General features: G+C 72.8%; 18 protein-coding genes. 11 read left to right on the plus strand and 7 right to left on the minus strand.

Translation table 11 applies throughout. The features are described from left to right. Positions 1–954 carry an epimerase gene (locus tag ACLQ14_RS18450; RefSeq protein ID WP_425815737.1) on the minus strand — a complete coding sequence of 318 codons (954 nt, stop codon included), beginning with the start codon at positions 952–954 and terminating at the stop codon, positions 1–3. A gap of 89 nt (positions 955–1,043) precedes the next feature. Here ACLQ14_RS18450 and ACLQ14_RS18455 point away from each other — a divergent pair, with 89 nt between their 5' ends. Both ACLQ14_RS18455 and ACLQ14_RS18460 read left to right on the plus strand, forming a co-directional pair. Beyond that, a complete protein-coding gene (locus ACLQ14_RS18455; RefSeq protein ID WP_425815739.1) occupies positions 1,044–1,400 on the plus strand; it encodes a YciI family protein in 357 nt (118 codons plus the stop codon). Then, a complete protein-coding gene (locus ACLQ14_RS18460) occupies positions 1,397–2,683 on the plus strand; it encodes an RNA polymerase sigma factor (RefSeq protein ID WP_425815741.1) in 1,287 nt (428 codons plus the stop codon). The genes ACLQ14_RS18455 and ACLQ14_RS18460 overlap by 4 nt, the downstream gene beginning before the upstream one ends. A 24-nt stretch (positions 2,684–2,707) precedes the next feature. Here the strand turns inward: ACLQ14_RS18460 and ACLQ14_RS18465 are convergent, their stop codons facing one another. The 3 genes from ACLQ14_RS18465 to ACLQ14_RS18475 all read right to left on the minus strand — a co-directional run bounded on the left by ACLQ14_RS18465 (position 2,708) and on the right by ACLQ14_RS18475 (position 6,017). Further along, positions 2,708–4,147 carry an amino acid permease gene (locus tag ACLQ14_RS18465; RefSeq protein ID WP_425815743.1) on the minus strand — a complete coding sequence of 480 codons (1,440 nt, stop codon included), beginning with the start codon at positions 4,145–4,147 and terminating at the stop codon, positions 2,708–2,710. A 123-nt stretch (positions 4,148–4,270) separates the two neighbouring features. Continuing rightward, positions 4,271–5,374 (minus strand): threonine aldolase family protein, encoded by a 1,104-nt coding sequence (locus ACLQ14_RS18470; protein ID WP_425815745.1) that lies wholly within the window; start codon positions 5,372–5,374, stop codon positions 4,271–4,273. Between the two features lie 43 nt (positions 5,375–5,417). Then, positions 5,418–6,017 (minus strand): GNAT family N-acetyltransferase, encoded by a 600-nt coding sequence (locus ACLQ14_RS18475; RefSeq protein ID WP_425815747.1) that lies wholly within the window; start codon positions 6,015–6,017, stop codon positions 5,418–5,420. Between the two features lie 43 nt (positions 6,018–6,060). Here ACLQ14_RS18475 and ACLQ14_RS18480 point away from each other — a divergent pair, with 43 nt between their 5' ends. The 8 genes from ACLQ14_RS18480 (at position 6,061) to ACLQ14_RS18515 (ending at position 14,426) form a co-directional block, all read left to right on the plus strand. Continuing rightward, a complete protein-coding gene (locus tag ACLQ14_RS18480) occupies positions 6,061–6,984 on the plus strand; it encodes an NAD(P)/FAD-dependent oxidoreductase (RefSeq protein ID WP_425815749.1) in 924 nt (307 codons plus the stop codon). Then, on the plus strand, positions 6,981–7,874 hold the full coding sequence (locus ACLQ14_RS18485) for an aminoglycoside phosphotransferase family protein (RefSeq protein ID WP_425815751.1): 894 nt from the start codon (positions 6,981–6,983) through the stop codon (positions 7,872–7,874). The genes ACLQ14_RS18480 and ACLQ14_RS18485 overlap by 4 nt, the downstream gene beginning before the upstream one ends. 29 nt (positions 7,875–7,903) lie before the next feature. Continuing rightward, positions 7,904–8,386, plus strand: a complete 483-nt coding sequence (locus ACLQ14_RS18490; protein ID WP_425815753.1) for a hypothetical protein — start codon at positions 7,904–7,906, stop codon at positions 8,384–8,386. Positions 8,387–8,486: 100 nt separating this feature from the next. Beyond that, the gene (locus tag ACLQ14_RS18495) at positions 8,487–8,711 is read left to right on the plus strand and encodes a hypothetical protein (protein ID WP_425815755.1); all 225 of its coding nucleotides are present in this window, start codon (positions 8,487–8,489) and stop codon (positions 8,709–8,711) included. A gap of 98 nt (positions 8,712–8,809) precedes the next feature. Next, positions 8,810–10,078: an ABC transporter substrate-binding protein gene (locus ACLQ14_RS18500; protein WP_425815757.1), complete on the plus strand. Its 1,269-nt coding sequence runs from the start codon at positions 8,810–8,812 to the stop codon at positions 10,076–10,078. Positions 10,079–10,115: 37 nt separating this feature from the next. After that, positions 10,116–11,054 carry a carbohydrate ABC transporter permease gene (locus tag ACLQ14_RS18505; RefSeq protein WP_425815759.1) on the plus strand — a complete coding sequence of 313 codons (939 nt, stop codon included), beginning with the start codon at positions 10,116–10,118 and terminating at the stop codon, positions 11,052–11,054. Beyond that, a complete protein-coding gene (locus tag ACLQ14_RS18510; protein ID WP_425815761.1) occupies positions 11,051–11,953 on the plus strand; it encodes a carbohydrate ABC transporter permease in 903 nt (300 codons plus the stop codon). Before ACLQ14_RS18505 ends, ACLQ14_RS18510 begins: the two co-directional genes overlap by 4 nt. 43 nt (positions 11,954–11,996) lie before the next feature. Next, positions 11,997–14,426 carry a TIM-barrel domain-containing protein gene (locus tag ACLQ14_RS18515; RefSeq protein WP_425815763.1) on the plus strand — a complete coding sequence of 810 codons (2,430 nt, stop codon included), beginning with the start codon at positions 11,997–11,999 and terminating at the stop codon, positions 14,424–14,426. Positions 14,427–14,464: 38 nt separating this feature from the next. Here the strand turns inward: ACLQ14_RS18515 and ACLQ14_RS18520 are convergent, their stop codons facing one another. Continuing rightward, positions 14,465–15,502: a LacI family DNA-binding transcriptional regulator gene (locus ACLQ14_RS18520; protein ID WP_425815765.1), complete on the minus strand. Its 1,038-nt coding sequence runs from the start codon at positions 15,500–15,502 to the stop codon at positions 14,465–14,467. An 83-nt stretch (positions 15,503–15,585) separates the two neighbouring features. Between ACLQ14_RS18520 and ACLQ14_RS18525 the strand changes: the two genes are divergently transcribed. Further along, on the plus strand, positions 15,586–17,460 hold the full coding sequence (locus ACLQ14_RS18525; protein WP_425815767.1) for a glycoside hydrolase family 2 protein: 1,875 nt from the start codon (positions 15,586–15,588) through the stop codon (positions 17,458–17,460). 78 nt (positions 17,461–17,538) lie between these two features. On the opposite strand, the gene ACLQ14_RS18530 is transcribed toward ACLQ14_RS18525, so the two are convergent. Both ACLQ14_RS18530 and ACLQ14_RS18535 read right to left on the minus strand, forming a co-directional pair. After that, positions 17,539–18,096, minus strand: a complete 558-nt coding sequence (locus ACLQ14_RS18530; RefSeq protein ID WP_425815769.1) for a DJ-1/PfpI family protein — start codon at positions 18,094–18,096, stop codon at positions 17,539–17,541. Positions 18,097–18,187: 91 nt separating this feature from the next. Beyond that, positions 18,188–22,069, minus strand: coding sequence for a carbohydrate-binding protein (locus ACLQ14_RS18535; RefSeq protein WP_425815771.1), 3,882 nt, complete (start codon positions 22,067–22,069; stop codon positions 18,188–18,190). Between the last annotated feature and the right edge of the window lie 78 nt (positions 22,070–22,147).

Consider the following 22,147-nt stretch of genomic DNA (forward strand, 5'->3'; position numbering starts at 1 on the left):
CTAGCCGCGCGGCCCGCGCCCGACGACGTCGCGCAGTGCCGGCTCGAGCGCCGGTTCGCGAAAGCGCCAGCCGAGCCCGGCCAGCACCTCGGAGGTGCAGTGCCGCCCGGTCAGCCCGAGCGCGGGGTCGCTGCGCAGGAGCCAGGAGCCGAGCCGGGCGACGGGTGCGGGCGTCGGGAGGCCCAGCCGCCGGCCGGTCATCCGGCGGAGCGTCGCCATGAGCTCGGCGTTGCTGACGGGGGTCGGGGCCGAGGCGACGACCACCCCGCCGGGCAGCGCGGGCTCGCCAGGTCCGCCGAGGCCGAGCGCGGCCCGGACGATCGCGAGCCAGTCGTCGACGTGGATCCAGCTGATCCACTGGCGCCCCGAGCCCACCTTCCCGCCGAGCCCCAGGCGGGTGAGCAGCTCGAGCCGCGCGACCACGGGCGAGCCGGGCTGGAGCACGAGGGAGGTGCGGAGCGTGGTGACGCGCTCGGCGTGGGCGCCCGCGGCGGCGCGCTCCCACGGCAGCGCGACGCCCGTCATCTGCGGCAGGCCGGGGTCGGGCAGGGGCGTGGCCTCGGTGATCCGCCGGTCGCCGCCGTCGGACCAGATCGCCGTCGTCGACATCTGGACCCAGCGCGCCACCGGGCGGCGCGACGCACGGCTCGCCTCCACCAGCGCCCGGGTCGCGTCGACGCGCGACGACCTCAGGCTCGCGACGTTCGCGGCCGTCGGGCGGACGTCCACCAGGCGACCGGCGAGGTTCACGACCGAGACCGGGGGCGCGCCGTCGTCGTCGAGCACGGAAGCCCAGGCGCCGACCGTCCGGCCGTCCCACTGCTCCTGCCGCACCGCCCACCCGGAGTCGGGCCGGCGGGTGAGCACGACGACGTCCGCCCCTCGCCCGGCGAGGTCCGCGACGAGCGCCCGGCCGAGGGCGCCGGAGCCGCCGGCGACCACGACACGAGACATGAGCTCAGCGTAGGTGTCGATCCGCGGCGTTCCCGTTCGTAGTGTCGGTGAGAGCCGGACCTACCGGCTCCGGACCCAAGGAGACAGCCATGAAGCAGTACTTCCTCGCCGTCAACGGCACCGAGGGCGACGCGACACCGTCCGACGACGAGATCCAGGGCATGTACGCGGCGGTCGCCGCCTTCAACACCGAGCTCCAGGACGCGGGTGCGTGGGTGTTCGCGGGCGGGCTGTTCCCGCCGGACGTCGCGACGACGGTGCGCCCGCAGGGCGACGACGTGCTCGTCACCGACGGGCCGTTCGCGGAGACGAAGGAGTACCTGGGCGGGTTCTGGGTCATCAAGGCCGAGGACCTCGACGCGGCGCTCGCCTGGGCGAAGAAGGGCGCCGTCGCCTGCCAGGGCGCCGTCGAGGTGCGCCCGTTCCAGGAGGAGCCCGAGGCGTGACGTCCACGGGGCCCGGCCCGGGGGCGTCCGCCGTCGCAGACGTCTTCCGGGCCGAGTACGGGGCGTGCGTGGCGACACTCGTCCGGACGTTCCACGACATCTCGCTCGCCGAGGAGGCGGTGCAGGAGGCGTTCGCGGTCGCGGTCGCCCGGTGGCCGGCCGACGGCGTCCCGCCCAACCCGGGCGCCTGGATCACCACGACCGCCCGGCGCAAGGCGCTCGACGTCGTCCGGCGCGAGTCCACGCGGCCCGCCCGGTACGCGCAGGCGGCGCTCGTGCACGGAAGGGCGTCGGGGGTGCGGGATGACGCCGGCGCGCTCGGCCCGGCCGACGCCGCCGAGGAGGAGGGTCCGGTGCGCGACGACCGGCTGCGGCTGATCTTCACCTGCTGCCACCCCGCCCTGAACCGGGCGGCGCAGGTCGCCCTCACGCTGCGCCTCCTCGGGGGGCTCGAGACCACCGAGATCGCGCGGGCGTTCCTCGTCCCCGAGGCCACGATGGCGCAGCGGCTCGTCCGCGCGAAGCGCAAGATCAAGGACGCCGGCATCCCGTACCGCGTGCCGTCGGACGCGGACCTGCCCGACCGGCTGCGGTCCGTGCTCGACGTCCTCTACCTGGTCTTCAACGAGGGGTACCGGGGGTCGGCGGGCGACGCGCTCGTCCGGGACGACCTCTGCGCGGAGGCGATCCGGCTCGCGCGGCTCCTCGTCGCCCTCATGCCCGACGAGCCCGAGGCCGCCGGCCTGCTCGCGCTGCTGCTGCTCACGGACGCTCGGCGCCCGGCCCGAACCGACGCCGCCGGGGAGCTCGTGCTGCTCGCCGACCAGGACCGGTCCCGCTGGGACGCCGGGCTGATCGCCGAGGGTCAGTCGGTCGTGCGGACGCTGCTCCGGAGGGCCCGCCTCACCGGACGAGCGCCCGGGCCGTACCAGGTCCAGGCCGCGATCGCCGCCGTGCACGACGACGCCCCCACCGCCGACGCCACCGACTGGCGGCAGGTCGTCGCGCTCTACGACCAGCTCCTCGCGGTCGCGTCCTCGCCCGTCGTCGCGCTCAACCGCGCGGTGGCGCTCGCGGAGGTGACCGGACCGGGGCCCGCGCTCGACGTCGTCGACGGCCTGCGGCTCGACGCGTACGCGCCGTGGCACGTCACGCGCGCCGCCCTGCTGCGTCGGCTCGGGCGGACCGACGAGGCGAGCACCGCCTACGACACCGCCGCGCGGCTCACGCAGAACGCGGTAGAACGGCGGTTCCTCGAGGGCCGCCGGGACGCGCTCGCCTGACGGCTCCGCGTCCGGGCGGGGTCCTCAGGCGCCGGGCGACCGGTCCGCGGGCGCCGCCTCGGCGTCGTCGGGGGACATCCGGCTGTGCCGGTAGCCGTAGAACGCGTACACGACGACGCCGATCGCGAACCAGACGACGAAGCGCAGCCACGTCACCGGCTGCAGCTTGGTGATGAGGTAGATCGAGAACCCGATCCCGATGATCGGCACGACCGGCATCCACGGGAGACGGAAGGTCCGCGGCGTCTCGGGCGAGCGGTACCGGAGCACGATCACGGCACCCGAGACGACGATGAACGCCAGGAGGATACCGATGTTCGTCAGCTCGGCGGCGTCGAGGATCGGCGTGAACCCGGCGATCAGGGCCGCGACGACGCCGATGATCCAGGTCGGCCGGTGGGGCACGGCGTTGCGGTTGGTCTTCGCGAACCAGCCGGGCAGGAGCCCGTCCCGGCTCATCGAGAACCAGACGCGGGAGGCGCCCAGCGTGAACGCGAACAGCACGGTGAAGATCCCGACGATCGCGCCCACCGCCACGACCTTCGCGAATCCCGGCAGCCCGACGTAGTCGAAGGCGACCGCGAACGCGCGCGTCGGGTCGAGGTCCTTGTAGCTCTGCATCCCCGTCAGCACGGTGGCGGCGAGCAGGTAGAGCACCATCGCGATCGAGAGCGACAGGATGATGGCCTTGGGCAGGTTGCGCTGCGCCTGCTTGGACTCCTCCGCGGCGGTACTCATCGCGTCGTACCCGAAGACGGCGAAGAACACCGTCGCCGCGCCGGTGATGGTCCCGCCGAAGCCGAACGGCAGGTACGGCGAGAAGTTCGAGCTCTTGACGTAGAACGCGCCCACGACGATCACGGCGACCACGATCGCGACCTTGATGAACACGAGGACCGTCTCGATGCGCGCCGACGAGCTGATGCCCTTCGTCAGCAGGAACGCGACCAGCAGGCACAGCGCCATCGCGAAGAGATCCACCTTGTGGCCCGAGCCGGTGCCGGGCGCGCCGAGCATCCACGCGGGCAGGTGCACCCCCACCGACTCGAGCAGGAACGACAGGTACCCGGACACCGAGATCGCGACCACCGCGACGATGGCGGTGTACTCGAGCAGCAGGTCCCAGCCGATGAACCAGCCGACGGCCTCGCCCAGCACCGCGTAGCCGTACGTGTAGGCGGAGCCGGCCTTGGGGATCATCCCCCCGAACTCGGCGTAGCTCAGGGCAGCGCACGCGCTGGCGATCCCGGCGACGAGGAACGAGATCGTCACGCCCGGTCCGGCGTCCGTGTGCGCGACGGCGCCCGCGAGCGTGAAGATCCCGGCGCCGATGATGGCCCCGAGCCCGATCGCGGTGAGCTGCCAGAGGCCGAGGGTCCGCTTGAGCCCCGACGACTCGTCCTCGTCGGTCTCGATCGGCTTGCGCCGCCAGATGCTCCGCACGCCGGGGGCCGACCTGCTCACGCTGGGCACTGGGCTGTCGCTGGGCATCGTCATCCCTCCGTCGGAACAGCGTCGTCCCCTCAGGCCTACCCCCGCGCCGTCCGAGTCACCACCCGGCACGCCGGGGTCGGGCCGATCAGCGCATCACTCGCCGACGGCGGCCAGCACCTCCGCCGCGAACGTGTCCACAGCCTCGGGCGTCGTGTCCCAGGCGCACATCCACCGGACCTCGACGAGGCCGTCGTCGCGGCGGTCGTCCCAGTCGTAGAACCGCCAGCGCTCGCGCAGTCGCTCGGCGGCGTCGCGCGGGAGCGCCGCGAAGACGGCGTTGGAGTCGGTGGGCCGGGTGAGGACGAGGCGGCCCTCGTCCGCTGCCTCCGCGAGGCCGGCGGCGAGCGCCGACCGCAGACGCGCGGCCATCGCGTTGGCGTGCTCGGCGGACCGCAGCCACAGCTCTGAGCCGTACAGCGCGACGAGCTGCGCGGACACGAACCGCAGCTTCGACCCGAGCTGCATCGTCAGCTTGCGGACGTACTCGATGCCGTCCACGGCCGACGGGTCCAGCACCACCACGGCCTCGCCGAGCACGATCCCGTTCTTCGTCCCGCCGAGCGACACGACGTCCACGCCGACGGCGGTCGTCAGCTCGCCCAGCCCCACGCCCAGGTGCGCGGCCGCGTTGGCCAGGCGGGCGCCGTCGAGGTGGACGCGCATCCCCAGTCCGTGCGCGTGGTCGGCGAGCGCCCGCAGCTCCTCGACCCCGTAGACCGTCCCGAGCTCGGTCGCCTGCGAGACCGACACGACCAGCGGCTGCGCCCGGTGCGGGTCACCCCAGCCCCACGCCTCGCGGTCGAGGAGCTCCGGGGTGAGGCGTCCGTCCGGCGTCGGGACCGTAAGGAGCTTGATGCCGGCCACCCGCTCGGGCGCCGCGTTCTCGTCGGTCACGATGTGCGCCGTCGAGGGCGTCACGACCGCGCCCCACCGCGGCAGCATCGACGCGAGCGACACGACGTTCGCCCCCGTGCCGTTGAACACGGGGTACGCGACCGACTGCTCGCCGAAGTGGCCGCGCACGACGTCCTGCAGCTGCGCCGTCCACGGGTCCGCGCCATAGGACACCGCGTGGCCGCGGTTCGCCGCGACCATCGCCTCGAGGACCTCGGGGTGGGCGCCGGCGTAGTTGTCGGACGCGAACGAGACGTCGGGGAGCGGGGCGGGCGCGGAGCCACGGTCGAACGGGAGAGTCACGCCCTCCATTCTCGCGGTCACGGGCCACGCGCGGAGCCGCTCGCTATGAGGGCACCTCGCCCGACGACGTCGGCGGCCAATCGCGGGCGAGCGCGGACATGATGACCTCGTCGTGAAAGCGGCCGTCGTGGAAGGTGGCGTCGCGGCGCACGCCCTCTTCCTGGTAGCCGACCTTGCGGTAGACCGCTCGTGCTCGGTCGTTGAACGCGTGCACCTGGATCTCGATGCGGTTCAGCCCCATCTCACGAAAGCCGTAGGCGGTGAGGAGCCGGACGGCGTCGGTGCCGTAGCCGCGGCCGACGTGCTCGCTGCCGATCATCACCGCGAGCGTCGCAGCCCGGACGGGAAGCTTGGCGCCGAAGAGCGTCACGTGCCCGACGAGGCCGCCCGAGGCGCGGTCGACGACGCTGAAACCGACCTCGCCGCTGCGTTCGCTCTTGCTCCAGTTCCGGAACGTCTCAACGACGGGCTCTTCCGGCCTCGGCCGCACGAGGATCTGCTGCAGCACCGCCCACTCCGGGGCGCGCCACCACCGGACCAGGTCGGGGAGGTCAGCGTCCTCGAGCGCACGGAACCGGACCCGCTCCCCCTCGAGCAGCGTCGATCCGTACCGTTGTGCGTCGGCGGCGCCGGTCCACGTCATGGAGCGACCTTCTCACGACGGGAACCCCGTTACCGTCGAGCGCATGCGCGTGCTCGTCCTGGGCGCCGGCGTCGCCGGCGCGTCCGTGGCCTGGTCCCTCGCCCGTCGCGGAGCGGAGGTGGTCGTCGTCGACCGGCTGCACGACGGCGCCGCGACGCTCGCCGGCGCCGGCATCGTCCGGGCGTCGCTCGGGATCACCGAGCCGGGCTTCGTCGAGGCGTACGCGGCGGCCGTCCGGCACTACCCGCGTGCGATGCGGGACCTCGCCGCGGACCTGGGTCGCGACGCCGCCGACGAGGTCGGGTACCGCGTCGTCGGCGGCCTGTGGCTGTCGCGGGACGACGCCGCCCTCGCCGGCGTCGAGGCCCGGCTGCGCGCGTTCGGGCCGGAGCAGGTCGGGACGGTCTCCCGCCTCGACCCCGCGCAGGCGCGCGAGGCGTTCCCGGCCGCCGCGCCCGACCTGGCCGCCGTCCATGTGACCCGGGCGGCCCGCGTCGACGGGCGCCGGCTGCGGCTCGCCCTCCTCGCCGCGGCCCGCGCGCACGGAGCCACCGTGCACGACGACGACGCCCGCCTCTCCCCCGACCGCACCGCCGCGGAGCTGGCGTCGGGCGACCGGCTCGAGGCGGACCACGTCGTCGTCGCGGCCGGGACGTGGACGCCCGCGGTGCTCGCGCCCCGCGGCCTCGGCGTGCCGATCACCCCGCAGCGCGGGCAGATCAGCCACCTCGGGCTGCCGGGCACGGACACGTCGCACTGGGCCGTGGCGACGGCGATCGGCTCCTCGCACTACCTGCTGGCGTTCGACGACTCGCGCGTCGTCACCGGGTACGGCGCGTCCGGGCTGACGCTCGGCCCGTACCTCGGGGAGCGCGTCGCCGACGACGTCCTGGGGCTCCCGTCGGCCGACGACGCCGCGGGCCTCGCGGCCCTGGACCCGGCCCGCTTCGGCGCCGGAGCCCGATGAGCGCGCTGATCGTCCCCGCGTCGTTCCGGGCGATGCCGCGCTGGTGGCGCGACGACGACGGCCGCGACTGGCTCGACGGGCTCCCCGCGCTCGTGGACGCGCAGTGCGAGACGTGGGGGCTCGCCGTCGACGGGGAGCCGTGGCACGGCTCGAACGCGCTGGTCGTCCCCGTGCGCCGGGGCGACGAACGGCTCGCGCTGCGCCTCGCGCCGCCTGGCGACGACGTCGCCGACGAGGTCCGCGCGCTCCACCTCTGGGACGGCCGCGGCACCGTCCGGCTCGTCGACGCGGACATCCCGGCCCGGGCCACGCTCCTCGAACGCCTCGACGGGAGCCGCACCCTCGCGGACGAGCCGCTCGCCGTCGCGCTCCCCGTGCTCGGCGGGCTCATGCGCACGCTCTCGGTTCCCGTGCCCGACGACGTCACCTCCACCGCGGACGTCGCCGCCGGCCTGCGCGACTCGCTCGAGGAGGGGTGGCGCGCCGTCGGGCAGCCGACACCGCGACGGCAGCTCGATCACGCGCTGGCGTGCGCCGAGGAACGGGCGGCCGCCCCGACCGGGAGCCGGGCGGTGAACGGCGACCTGCACTTCGGTCAGGTGCTCGCGGCGGACCGGACGCCGTGGCTCGTCGTCGACCCCGTGCTCCTGCGCGGCGACCGCGAGCACGACCTCGGGCGGGTGCTGTGGTCGCGGCTCGACGAGCTGCCCGACGCCGCAGCCGTGCGACGCGCGTTCCGGACGGTCGTCGATGCCGCCGACGTGCCGGTGGAGCGCGCCGAGAGCTGGGTCGTGCTGCGGTCGATGTCGTACCTGCTCTGGGGCTTGGAGCGCGGGCTCACGATCGACCCGCCGCGCTGCCGGCGGCTGCTGGACGTCTTCTGTCCCTGACGGTCGGTGCCCGGTCGTACGGTGCGGCGATGAGCAGAGCTGACTTCGACTTCCTCGTCGGGAGCTGGCGCGTCGAGCACGAGCGCCTGACCGACCCGTTCGACCCCACCTGCAGCACCTGGTCACGGTTCGAGACCGCTGCGGACGTCCATCACATCCTCGACGGCCTCGGCAACGCCGACCAGACGAGCGGCCCACTGCCGGACGGCACCCGGTTCACCGGCTACTCCCTGCGGCTCTACGCCCCCGGGACGGACGACTGGGGGATCTGGTGGGCGTCGACCGGGAACCCCGGTGTCCTGGACGACCCGGTGCGGGGCCGCTTCGAGGACGGGGTGGGCACGTTCGTCGGCGACGCCGAGCACGACGGCACCCGCTACCTTGCCCGGTTCCGATGGACCGACACCGACACCGAGCACCCCGTCTGGGCGCAGGACTTCTCGTTCGACGACGGGCGGTCCTGGGCGCCGGTGAACTGGCGGATGGTGCACACACGGCGCACGACGGCCTGACCGGCGCCGAGGACCGCCCGCCTCGTCGAGCACCTCGAGGAACCGCCTTCATCCACGGCCCGCCCGCGTTGTCCACGTCGGCCTCCACGTGTGCCCGAGCATGTCGGTGTACGGCGACGTCCACCTCGTACCCGCGACGCCGCGTGGGACTGCTGGACCACGTGCTGGCGCGCGCCGAGGGACGGGCGGTCGTGCCGGCCGGGCGCTGTGGTCACGGCTCGACGAGCTGCCCGACGACGACGCCGTGCTGAGCGCGTTCCGCACGGTCGTCGACGCCGCCGACGTGCCCGTGGAGCGCGCCGAGCGGCAGGTGACGCTCGGTTGACTCTGCACTTTACAGCGCTGTAAGTTCGCGCCATCGCACAGTTTGATGGTCGAAGGAGACGTCACGTGGGCCAGACGAAAGACCAAGACACAGGGACGGTGAGCCGCCGCTCGTTCCTCGCCGGCTCCATGTCGGCCGTCGCCCTGGGGGCGCTCGCGCTCGCGGGCTGCGCCGCGCCGGGGGCCGGATCGGGCGTGACCAGGCTCAAGTTCTACGAGCAGAAGCAGGAGGTCATCGCCTACTTCGACAAGCTCCTTCGCCAGTTCGAGCGTGAGAACCCCGGGATCTCGGTCACCCACGACTCGACGGGCGTCATCGCGCCGCAGTTCGTCCGGGGCGAGCCCGCGGACGTCGGCTGCTTCAACGACAACCTCGAGCTCGCGAGGTACATCTCGCGCGGCCAGCTCGGGGACCTGTCGACCCTGCCGTCGACCGCCACGATCCGACCCGACATCAGCACGCTCACCGACCAGTACGCCACGTACCCGGGGCGCACGAGCGTCCTGCCGTACTCGCTCGCGGCGGCAGGCGTCATCTACAACAAGAAGATCTTCGCCGACCACCACCTCGACGTCCCGACGACGTGGACGGAGTTCGTCGACCTGTGCACCGAGCTGAAGAAGGCCGGGGTGACACCGATCTACGCCACCGACCGCGACGTCTGGACGCTGTGGCAGGGGCTCTTCGACTACTCCGTCGGCAGCCTCGTCGACACCGGCGCCTTCTTCAAGAAGATGAACGAGATCGGGACCGACGTCGGCCCCGACTCGGAGGTCTCGTTCCAGAAGACGCTCGCCGTCCCGATGGAGCGGGCCAAGAAGATCTCGACGTTCTTCAACCCGGACCACGCCGTGCGCGGGTACGCCGACGGCAACCTGGCCTTCGGCAAGGGCAAGGCCGCCATGTACCTGCAGGGGCCCTGGGCCCTGAGCCAGATCGCGCTGGTCGACAAGGACCTCGAGCTGGACACGTTCCCGCTCCCGGTCAGCGACTCCGCCGGCGACCGCCAGGTCCGGGTCAACATCGACCTCGGCCTCTACATCCCGGTGGCGACGAAGCACCGGGCCGAGGCGGAGAAGCTCGTCGAGTTCCTCATGCAGCCGCAGGTCATCGACGCGTACAACCGCGAGAACCTCGCCTACTCGACCCGCAAGAACGCGCCGGCGCTCAAGGACCCCCGCATCGCCGGACTCCAGCAGTTCGTCGACGGCGCGGCGTTCTACCAGGGAGCGGGGACCTTCATCCCGACGTCGATCCCGCTCGGGAACTACCTGCAGACCGCCATCCGGACAGGCGACTTCGACTCGATGCTCGTCCAGCTCGACTCCGACTGGCGCCGGCTCGCGACGAGGGAGGCGACGCGATGAACCGCACCGGATCCCGTCCACACGGAGAGGACCGATCGTGACCGTCCCGACGCAGGTGGCCGACATCGCCGCCCCGAGCCAGGCGACGGCGACCCCGCGGTCGCGTCGCGGCGCCCGCGGCAGGCCCGGTCTCGCCGCCTACCTGTTCCTCGTCCCGTCCCTGGTGATCTTCACGGCCGTCGTCGTCGTGCCCGCCGGGCTGGGAATCTTCTACAGCTTCACCGACTACGTCGGCTTCGGGTCGTGGTCGTTCCTGGGGCTGCGGAACTACGCGGCACTGTTCACCGACCCCACGATCCGCCAGGCGTACGGGTTCACGATCGGCTTCGCTGTCGTCACGGTCATCCTGGCCCAGGTGATCGCGCTCACCCTCGCCGTCGGGCTCTCGCGCCGCATCCGGCTCGCGACGTCGCTGCGCACGATCTTCGTGATCCCGATGGTGATCTCCGGGATCGTGGTCGCCTACGTCTTCAACTACCTGTTCTCGAACAGCCTCCCGGCGTTCGCGACGTCGATCGGCTTCCATCCCCTCGAGGACAGCATCCTGGGCAACCCGCACCTCGCCTGGGTGTCGATCGTGATCGTGTCCGCCTGGCAGACCATCCCCGGCGCGCTGCTCGTGTACACGGCGGGCCTCACCGCCATCCCCACCGAGCTCTACGAGGCGAGCGCCCTCGACGGTGCGAGCCGATGGCGGCAGTTCCGGTCGATCACGCTGCCTCTCATCGCCGGCTTCGTCGTGATCAACACCATCCTCGGCGTCAAGGGCTACCTCGGCGTCTACGACGTCATCGTGGGCCTGACGGGCGGCGGCCCGGGGACCTCGACCAGCAGCGTCGCCATGACGATCTTCGGCGGCTTCACCAGCGGCGACTACGCCTACCAGATGGCCAACGCCACCGTGTTCTTCGTCATCACCGTGCTGATCTCGGTCGTGCAGCTCGCTGCCACCCGTGGAAGGAGCATCCGCCTGTGACCACCCTCCAAGCCCCGGTCCGGCCGCAGGAGCCGACGAGCGTCGAGACCCGCGGCGGCCGCCGCGGACGCCGCACGCGCGAGCGGACCAACTGGCCCCTCACCGTCGCGCTGGCTCTGGCGTCCCTCACCGTGCTGGCCCCGCTGTACGTCACGGTGTCGATGGCCTTCAAGACGAGCGCGCAGTCCGTCGACGGCAACGCCTTCTCGCTCCCGTCGCCCATCAACTTCCAGAGCTTCGCGGACGCCTGGAAGCTCACCCGCTTCCCGGTCTCGTTCGGCCTCTCGGTCGCCGTGGCCGCGATCACGGTCACGCTGACGCTGCTCCTCAGCTCGCTCGCGTCCTACGCGATCGTGCGTCACTGGTCGCACCGGTTCTTCCGCTGGTCCTTCTTCTACCTGCTCGGCGCGATGTTCCTCCCGTTCCCGGTCGTCGCCCTGACGCAGATCAAGCTCACCGCCCTGACAGGTCTCGACAACCCCGTCGGTGTCGGCATCCTGCACGCGATGTTCCAGCTGTCGTTCAGCGTGCTGCTCTACTCGGCCTACCTGCGCTCCATCCCCATCGAGCTCGAGGAGAGCGCGCGGATCGACGGAGCGTCGACGACGCAGATCTTCCGCCGGATCATCCTGCCGCTCCTGAGCCCGATGAACGCGACGGTCGGCATCTTCGCGTTCCTCGCGTCGTGGAACGACTTCATGGTCCCGTCGCTCATCACCGCCAACCCGTCGCTGCAGACCCTCCCCGTGGTGCAGAACATCTTCCAGAGCCAGTTCGGCACCAACTACAACGTCGCGTTCGCCTCGTACCTGATGGCGATGGCGCCCACGATCGTCGTGTACCTGATCGCGCAACGATGGGTCATCAGCGGCATCACCCAGGGGGCGGTCAAGAGCTGAGCCCTCGAGCACCGTCCTGCCCCACCCGACCCAAGGAGACCCGTTGACCAGCACGACCGACCAGACCCGCCTGACGAAGCCGGTGGTGCGTCCGCTCGACTCGGCCCGCCCGCGAGCGTCGAAGGACCAGCAGGTCGTCGGCGACGGCTGGCGTGTCACGGTCCTCACGGAGCGCCTGTTCCGGGTCGAGTGGGCCCCCGACGGCGACGTCGCCGAGGACCGGATGTCGACCTTCGCCGTGCGGCGGGAACTGGGGCCCGTCGAGTTCTCCGCCCGGCGGCTCGACCGCGGGGTGGAGATCACGACGCCGCGGGCGCGGCTGCGCTACGACGGCGGCGAGCCGTCCGCGCACGGCCTGCTCGTCGAGCTGGTCGGTCCCGACGCCGGACGGTGGCGCTACGGCGAGCCGACCCACGACCTCGGCGGCACCTCCCGGACGCTCGACGACGTCGACGGCCGGACCGAGCTCGAGCCGGGGATCGTCTCTCCCGCCGGGATCGCGATGATCGACGACTCCGCCTCGTTCCTCTTCGAGGACGACGGGTCGATCGGCACCCGAGCGCCCGGGCGCCGTGACCTCTACCTCTTCGCTCACGGCAGGGACTTCGCCGGTGCCGTCCGCGACCTGTACGGGGTGTCCGGCGCGCCCATGCGACTGCCCAGGTGGGCGCTCGGCAACTGGTGGAGCCGGTACCACCGGTACTCGGCCGACTCGTACCTCGAGCTGATGGACCGGTTCGACGCCGAGCGACTGCCGTTCTCCGTCGCCGTGATCGACATGGACTGGCACCTGGTGGACACCGTGCCGCCGGAGCACGGGACGGGTTGGACGGGCTACAGCTGGGACCGGACGTTGTTCCCGGACCCCGAGGCCTTCCTCCGCGCGCTGCACGGGCGAGGGATGCGGACCACGCTCAACCTGCACCCGGCGGACGGGGTCCGTGCCTTCGAGGACGCGTACCCCGCGATGGCGGCCGCGATGGGAATCGACCCGTCGTCGCAGGCCCCCGTGCCGTTCGACCTCACGGATCCCCACTTCCTGCGCGCGTACTTCGAGGTGCTGCACCATCCCCTCGAGGAGCAGGGCGTCGACTTCTGGTGGATCGACTGGCAGCAGGGGCGGATCTCGAACCGCCCGGGAGTCGACCCGCTGTGGCTCCTCAACCACTTCCACCACCTCGACGCCGCGCGCGACGGACGGCCGGGCATGACCTTCTCGCGGTACGCGGGGCCCGGCAGCCACCGCTACGCCGTCGGGTTCTCCGGCGACGCCGTCATCTCGTGGGCCTCGCTCGCGTTCCAGCCGGAGTTCACGGCGGCGGCGGCGAACATCGGCTACTGCTGGTGGAGCCACGACATCGGCGGCCACACCCGGGGCGTGCGCGACGACGAGCTCGCGACCCGATGGCTCCAGTTCGGGGTGTTCTCGCCGATCACGCGCCTGCACTCGGCCAACAACCCGTTCATCCGCAAGGAGCCCTGGACGTTCCCGGCCGAGCACCGGGCCGCCATGGGCGACGCGCTGCGCTTCCGGCACCGGATGGTGCCGTACCTGCACACCATGAACCACCTCGCGGCGACCGGGACGCCGCTCGTCCGCCCCATGTACCACCTCGCGCCCCGCCGGTCCGAGGCGTTCACCGTCCCGAACCAGTACGCCTTCGGCACGGAGCTTCTCGTGGCGCCGATCGTCGAGCCGCGGAGCGCCTCCTCCTTGGCGGGCCGTGCCAGGGCGTGGCTGCCCGCCGGGCTCTGGACGGACGTCTTCACCGGGACCGTCTACCGGGGCGACCGCCACGTCGACCTGCACCGGACGATCGCCGGCATCCCGGTCCTGCTGCGCTCCGGGGGGATCCTTCCCCTGGCCGCCGAGGACGAGCTCGACGCCACGAGGAACCCTCGCGCCCTCGAGCTCATCGTCGCCCCGTCGTCCTCCGGCTCGTTCAGGCTCGCCGAGGACCCTGAGGACGACGCCGCGGACGACGGCACAGGCCCCGCCGCGGTCACGCCGTTGACCTGGGAGCGGGAGCGCAACGAGCTCCGCATCGGCGCCGTCGAGGGGCGGCCGGGAGTCGTGCCCGCCCACCGCACGTGGACGGTCACGTTCCTGGCCCGGCTTCCCGAGGGCGAGGTGACCGTCGACGGTGCACCCGTCGCGGTGTCGGGCCAGGACGGCCGGTGGAGCATCACCGTGTCCTCCTCGTCCGACCGGGAGATCGTCGTCCGCGTGGCCGGCGCGCCGTTGCGGGTAGGCCCCGACCGGCGCGACGCCGTCCTGGAGGCGCTCGAGCGCGCGCAGGCGAGCAACCCGGCGAAGCTCGAGGCCTGGGAGGCGGTGCAGAGCGGGCGCAGCGCAGTCGAGCAGGTCGCCGAGCTCGCCACGCTCGACCTCCCCGAGGAGGTTCGCTCCGAGGTCGTCGAGCTCCTGTCGGCGGTGGTCGACGAGCCCGGCGACGACGCCGTGGCGGGCTGAGCCAGGCCCGGCCGGGCACGCTCAGCCGGGGGGCGTCCTCAGCCGGGGGGCGTCGCCGCCACCCGGGCGGGGTCCGGTGCGGACTCCCGCACCAGGATGCGATAGCCGACGGTGACGTGCCTTCCCGGGACGTCGGCCCCCTCGATCCGCTCGAGCAGCAGGTCGAGGGCGCCGTCGGCGATCGCGCGCGTGTCCGGGGCGACGCTGGTGATCGCGGGGATGGTGCTCGCGGTCAGGATGGTGGCGTCCCAACCCACGACGGCCACGTCCCCGGGCACCTCCAGCCCGCGCGCCTTCAGCGCCCGGAGCGCGCCGATCGCTGCGGCGTCGTCGCGGCACAGGAGTCCGTCGAGCCGCAGTCCGGCGTCGAGCGCAGCGCCCATCGCGGCCTCGGACCCGAGCGCATCGCCCTCACCCCGTTCGACGAGGAGGCCCTCGTCGAACGGGAGCCCCGCGCGCTCGAGCGCGATCCGGTACCCCTCGATGCGCAGCTCGGACGTACGCGACATCGCGTCCCTCTCCTGTCCGAGGAAGACGATGCGCCGACGACCGAGGCGTAGCAGATGGTCGACAGCGTCGCCGGCCGCCGCGACGTTGTCGATGGCGACCTGGTCGGACCCGGCGGGCTGCGGGTCCTCGCCGAGGAACACGAGCGGGGTCCCGCGCCGGTGCTCCTCGAGCTCGGCGGCGGTCAAGCACTGGGGGTGGAGGATGACGCCGTCCACGATCCCGAGCTCCCGGTCACGCAGCACGGCGAGCTCGCCGTCGGCCGTGGCACCGGTCTCTTCGATCAGCAGCCGGTACCCGCGTTCGCTGCACACCGAGGCGAAGACGTGCGCGAGCTCGGCGAAGTACGGCCAGCGAAGGTCGGGGAACGCGAGGGAGAGCATCCGGGACCTGCCGGTCGCCAGGCTGCGGCCCCGGAGGTTCGGGCGGTACCCGAGCTCGTCGATCGCCGCCTGGACGCGCTGTCGCATCCGTGGGCTGACGTGCTCGTAGTCGCGGACGACGTTCGAGACGGTCTTCATCGAGACGCCGGCGCGCTCCGCGACGTCCCGCAGCGTCACCCTGTCCACGCCGCCACCCTATGCGGTGGCGCCGCGCGCCCGGTGCCAGGAGCAGCGTTGACACGAATTTCCAGCGCTGTAAACTCTCGGGAATGACGACCGCAGAACTGCCGGCCGAGACACGCCCGGCGCTCGAACAGCTCCCGCTCGCCACACGTCAGGACGGCACGTACCCGCGTCCTCAGATGATGCGCACCACGTGGGCGGACCTCGACGGGATCTGGTCGTTCCGCCACGACGACGCGGACGTCGGCCTCGACGCGGGTTGGGCTGCAGGCTGGAGCGCCGACGCGCCCGAGAGCCGCGCGATCATGGTGCCGTTCCCGCCGGAGTCGCCGGCCTCCCAGGTCGCCGAGGCCGGCTTCCATCCGGTGGTCTGGTACGCCCGCACCATCGGCCCCGACGAGCTCGCGTCGGCGGGGCGCTCCGGCGCCGCACCTCGCGTGCTGCTCCACTTCGGCGCGGTCGACTACCGGGCCTCGGTCTGGATCGACGGGGTCTTCGTCGGCTCGCACGAGGGCGGCCACACGCCCTTCGCGTTCGACGTCACCGGCCTCGTCGGCGACGACGACACGCACCGGCTCGTCGTCCGTGCCGAGGACGACCCGCACGACCTGACGCAGCCGCGCGGCAAGCAGGACTGGCACGAGGACGCGCACGCCATCTGGTACCGCCGGACCACCGGCATCTGGCAGACCGTGTGGCTCGAGGCCGTGCCCGCCAGCAGCATCGAGGCGCTGCACTGGCTGCCCGCGTCGCCGTCGACCGTCGAGCTCTCGGTCCGCCTGCGCGGCCACGTCCCCACCGGCGGGAGCCTGCGGGTTTCCCTCCGGTTCGACGAGCGCGACGAGCTCCTCGGCACCGTCGAGGTCGGCCTGGTGGGACCCGCGCGCGTCGTGCACATCACGGTGCCGGTCGCCCGGCAGCGCAACGGGCAGGCCGAGGACGAGCTCACGTGGTCGCCGGAGCGGCCACGGCTGGTCGACGCGACCGTGACGCTGCTGGACGCCCATGGCGATCCGGTCGACGCCGTCAGCTCCTACCTGGGCCTCCGCACCGTGGGCGTCGGCGGCGGCGCGTTCCTGCTGCACGGCCGCCCCTACGACGTGCGTTCCGTGCTCAACCAGGGCTACTGGCCCGAGAGCCACCTCGCGGCCCCCTCCCCCGCAGCCCTGCGCCGCGAGGTCGAGCTCATCAAGGAGCTCGGCTTCAACGCGTGCCGCATCCACCAGAAGATCGAGGACCCGCGGTTCCTCTACTGGGCCGACAAGCTGGGCCTCCTCGTCTGGGGCGAGACGCCGGGCGCCTACGAGTTCTCGACCCTCGCCGTCGAGCGGCTCACCCGCGAGTGGCTGGAGGCCGTCGACCGGGACCTCTCCCACCCGTCGATCGTCACCTGGGTCCCGTTCAACGAGTCCTGGGGCATCCAGCACGTCGTCGACGACCCGGCGCAGCAGGCCTACGCCCGGGCGCTCACCGACCTCACCCGGGCGCTCGACCCCACGCGCCCGGTGGTGTGCAACGACGGCTGGGAGCAGCAGAACACCGACATCATCAGCGTGCACGACTACGAGGGCGACGGAGCCGTCCTCGCGCGGACCTACGCGGACGCAGCGGCGCGCGAGCGCGTCGTCACCGGGATCGCGCCCTCGCATCATCCCCAGTTCGTGGGCGGGGCCTCGGACGCGGGGCAGCCCGTCATGCTCACCGAGTTCGGCGGCGTGAACTACCAGCCCGGCGCCTCCCGCGACGACGCCTGGGGGTACACCTCAGCTGCCGACGGGGACGACTGGATCGCCCGGGTCACGGGACTCTACGACGCAGTCCGGGCGAGCTCCTTCCTCGCCGGTTCCTGCTACACCCAGCTCACCGACACGATGCAGGAGACGAACGGCCTGCTCACCGCCGACCGCGAGCCGAAGGTAGCGATCGAGCGGATCCGGGCCGCCGTTCGTGGCACGGTCTGACCACCTGCGCGGAGGCGCGCGCACGGTTCGCTCTGACGTGCGCGCGCCCGCAGGAGGTCTCGCCGGAGAGGCCCTGGATCAGAGCCCTGCCTTCTCCAGCACCTCCAGGAACGCCTTCATCCACGGCCCGTTGTCGGGCCAGGCCCGCCCGGAGACCAGGTTCCCGTCGACGACGTCGCCCCCGTCCCGGAACGTCCCGCCCGCGGTCTCGACGTCGACCGCGAGCTGCGGGTACGCGGACGTCGTCCGCCCCTCGAGCACGCCAGCAGCGGCCAGCAGCAGCGGCCCGTGGCACAGCGCGGCGACGGGGGCGTCGCGGTCGAAGAACGCCTTGACGATGCGCTTCGCGTCGGCGTCGTTGCGGATGTACTCCGGCGCGCGACCGCCCGGCACGACGACCGCCACGTAGTCGTCCGGGTTCACGTCCCGGAACGCGACGTCCGCGTCCCACGTGTGCCCGAGCTTCTCGGTGTAGGTGTCGAACGTGTCGGTGAAGTCGTGGACGACGAACTGCAGCTTCTTCTTCTCGGGGGCGGCGATCTCGACCTCGTACCCCGCCTCCTGGAGGCGCTGGTACGGGTAGAAGACTTCGAGCGTCTCCGCCGCGTCGCCGGTGAGGATGAGGATCTTGGCCATGACGCACCTCGGTGTGCTGGGGGACCGGACGAGTCCAGCGTGCCGCGCCCGGGCCCGGGCCGCGAGGGCGCGGGCCCGGAGGGGCGCGGGCTCACCTGCCGGGAGACGACCCGAGGATCCCGAGCAGCGAGCCGAGCCCCAGCGTCCACCACACCGGGGCGGACGGGTCCGACGACGGGCCGGTGCCGGTCGCGTTGGTCGCGCGGACCGTGAAGGTGTACGGGACGAACGGCAGGAGACCGGCGAGCTCGGCCGTGGTGGCCGACGACGGCACGGTCACGGTCCGCTCGCGGTGCCCGTACACGAAGGCCGTCACCACGTACCCGGTGATCGGGGTGTCGCCGGCGTCGCCGGGCGCGGTCCACGAGACGGTCGTGCGTCCTCGCTCGACGGCGCTCGCCCGCGCCCCGGTCGGCGTGCCGGGCAGGCCGGTCGTCGCGGAGAGGCGCTGCACGGACGGTGTCACGCCCGCGGCCGCCTGGTACTGCACGTAGCGGGCGTTCACGGACCCCGGGACCGAGCTCTGGGGACTCGACGACGCCGCGACGGAGCCGAGCGTCGTCCACGCCTTCCCGTCCGGGGAGACCCGCACCGTGTACGGGGTCGTCGACGAGCCGCCCGCGACGACCGTGACCCGGCGGACCGGCTGGACCCTGCCGAGGTCGACCGTGAGGGCCGCGCCCGCGGAGGTCGCCTTCCACTGCGTCGCCGCCGAGCCGTCGAGGGCGGCCGCGGCCGGGTAGCTCGGGTCGGCCGACGTCGCCGACACCTCGCCGCACCGCGCGAGGTCCGTGGTGGGGGTCGTGTCCGGCCGGCGGGTCGGCAGGGTGAGGGCCGAGCCGCGCCGGACGGTCTGCGTCCGGCCGTCCGCGGTCACGGGCATCGCCGCCCCGGACGTCAGCGTCACCGTCGTCCGGTCCGGCCCGACGGCGACGTCGAAGGTCCGCCCGTGCCAGCTCAGGCCCCGCAGGTCCAGACCGGGCAGCTGGGGCGGCAGCATCGGGTCGAGCACGACGGCGTCCGTGTCCCAGCGCAGCCCGGTGAAGCCGTAGTAGAGCTCCTGGAGGAACCCGCCGAGCCCGGTCGTGAAGTCGATGACGCCGGTGGCCTTGAGGTGCTCGGAGTACTGGTCGAACGGCCCGACGGCGTACGGGTCGAGACTGCGCCGGAAGTACGTGTACGCGGAGCAGCCGGGCGTCGAGAGGGCCGCCGTGTCGATCATGTTGATGGCGTCGGTCATGGCCGGGCCGCTCGCCGCCGTCCGCGGCGTGTAGTAGTCGAGGTCGGCCTGGGCCACGTCCTTCGACATCGGGTAGCTCCACGGGTACTGCAGCATGACGACGTCGGCCTGGTTGACGGTCGCGCCGTTGTAGCCGTCGTACTCGAGGTGCGTGTTGGTCGCGGGGTCGAACGGGATCGACTGCGCCAGTCCGGTCGCGACCGCGCCCCAGCCCGGGTCGGCCTCGAGCCCGAGCAGGCCCGCCGCCTTCTCCGCGATCTGGAGCGTCGTGATCGCCGAGACGTTGACGTACGCACTGTTGTTCACGTTGTCGTGGTTCTCGTCGGGGCCCTCGACGCCCTTGAGCTCGTAGCGTCCGTCACCGTCCGTGACGGCGCGCGACGCGTAGTACTCCGCCGCGCCCTCGAGGACGGGCCAGCCCTTGTCGCGGAGCCAGCCGAGGTCGCCGGTGGCCTGGTAGTAGTCCCACTGCGCCAGCGCGACGTCGCCGGTGATGTGGATCTCGCGCGGATGGATCCCGACGTCGCTGCCCGTCTGCGCGCTCTCCCACGGGAACTGGGCGCCCTGGAGCTTGTTCGCCGCGGCGGTCGTCGTCGCGGCCCCGAGGAGCGTGCGCCGGTACTCGTTCATCCCCGAGGCGAGGTCCGGGTGAGCGGCGAGCAGGGCGGGGTACATCCACGTCTCGGCGTCCCAGAACACGTGCCCGTTGTACTCGGCCGACGACAGGCCACCCGGGCTCATGCTCCAGTCGACCCCGTCGCGCACGCTCTCCAGCATGTAGAACTGCGCCGCCCGCGCCTGGAGCGTCAGGGCCGAGTCCCCGGGGACCGTGATGTCGGCCTTCCAGAGCTGGGCCCATGCGGCCCGGTGCGCGGTCAGCAGCCGGTCCCAGCCGGTGGCGGCCGCCGACGACGACGCGGCGACCGCGGCGACGACCGGGTCGGCCGCGGCGGTCACCAGCGGGGCCGAGCCGTCGGCCGTGTCCGTGCCGCTCGCGACCCCCACGTACTTGGTGACCGTGGAGCTGTGGCCGTCGACCAGGTCGACCGCGCCCTGCTGCGCGACCGACTTCGCCGGCACCCGGTCGACGGCGGTGGTCGCGGCGTCGGCGCCGCCCACGACGAGCGTGGAGGCGAGCCCCGCGGTCATGCCGAGGCCCACGGTCGACGCCTTCTCGCTGATCAGGTGGCGGGAGCCGTCGAGCTGCTGCCCGGAGACGGTCGTGAGGTCGACCGGAGCCGGCGTGCGGTGGCTGACGGGCAGCGTGGTGGCACGCCCGTCGAGGAGGTCGACGAACGTGGCGCGCCCGCTCCAGCCGAGCGGCTGCGCCGTGACGCGGACGGCCGCCACGTGTGTCGCGGCCCGGCTCACGAACACCTCGTACGTCAGCCGGGTCCGGTGGCCCGCGGGCGACGTCCAGGTCAGCCGGGTGGTGAGGATCCCGGTGTGCAGGTCGAGGGTCTGCTCGTAGTCGCTCACGTTCATGGGCGGCTCCGAGCCGCCGATCGGCCCCGCGGACAGCCCCACCGAGTCGACGTTGACCAGGCACGTGTCGCTCGTCCCGCACGAGATCGTGACCGCGTGGTCGCCCGCGGTGAGCGAGACGGGCACCGTCATGGTCTCCCACGTGTCCCAGCTCGCGGTCGCGGGCATCGTAAAGCTCGTGCCCGTCCCGCCGTCAAGGCTGGCGGTGAGCGTCTGGGCCGACGCGTCCGTGGCCGCCGCGTAGCGAACGGTGACGAGCGCGTCGCCCGCGGGCGCGTCGGCGAAGCGGACGGTGGTGCCCGAGCCGCGCTTCGGCACGCCGCCGGACGCAAAGCCCGCGACGAAGCCCGTCCCCGTGAAGCCGTTGTGGTCCGCCGCGATCTTCGCGGAGCCGGCCAGCGTGCCGGCCTCCGCCTCGCAGTACTGCCCGAACGCGCAGCCGCTGTCCCCAAGGGTGATCGAGTCGACGTTGGCGACGCAGGTGTCGGACGCGCCGCAGCTCAGGGCGATCGTGGTGTCGCCGGCGCCGACCGTGATCGGCAGCGTGACGGTCGACCAGGTGTTCCAGTCCTTCGTCGCGGGCATCCGCACCGTCGCCGCGGCCCCGCCGTCGACAGTCGCGGTCAGCGTCTGGGTGGAGGTGTTGGCGCCGGCGGCGTACCGGACCGTCAGCGTCGTGTCCCCGGCGTGCGGGGACGTGACCAGGACGGACGTCGTGCTCCCGCGCTGGGGCACGTTGCCCGACGCCGCGAACCCCGCGACGAACCCGCGGCCCGTGTACCCGGGGTGGTCGGTGGCGAGCCGGGCCGTGCCCGACAGGACGCCGTCCTCGGCCTCGCAGACCACGCCCACGCTGCACGCCTGCTCCTCGCTGGTGCCGTAGGTGCCGCTGCCGTCCGAGAACCCGAGGGTCGACCAGGCGGGGAGGCTCGCCCGCTGGATCGTGGTCCCCGGGCCCTGGCCGTAGAACCCGGCGAGCTGCGACTCGGTCGTGACCGGCGTCGTGGAGAAGCCCGTCCCCTCGGCTGGGATGCGCGCCGCGAAGTAGCCGTTGCCCACGTAGGTCGGGACGTAGCCGTCCTCGCCCGACGGCGCGTACGTGGAGGTCGAGAGCTTCCAGTCCGACGACGACGACGTCGGCTGTCCGGGTGCGGTGGACGCGCCGAGCGCGGCCGGGCCGACCGTGATCGCGAGGACCAACGCCAGCGTGGACGCAACAAGGGCTCGGAAGCCGCGGGTGGGAGTCACCAGTCCTCCTTGAGGGCCGACGGGCGCGCACCGTTGCTCACTCCGTCGAACAGGACGCTAGACAGCGATGTCATATCT

It is taken from the genome of Luteimicrobium sp. DT211 (assembly GCF_049844995.1).
Taxonomy (GTDB): domain Bacteria; phylum Actinomycetota; class Actinomycetes; order Actinomycetales; family Cellulomonadaceae; genus Luteimicrobium.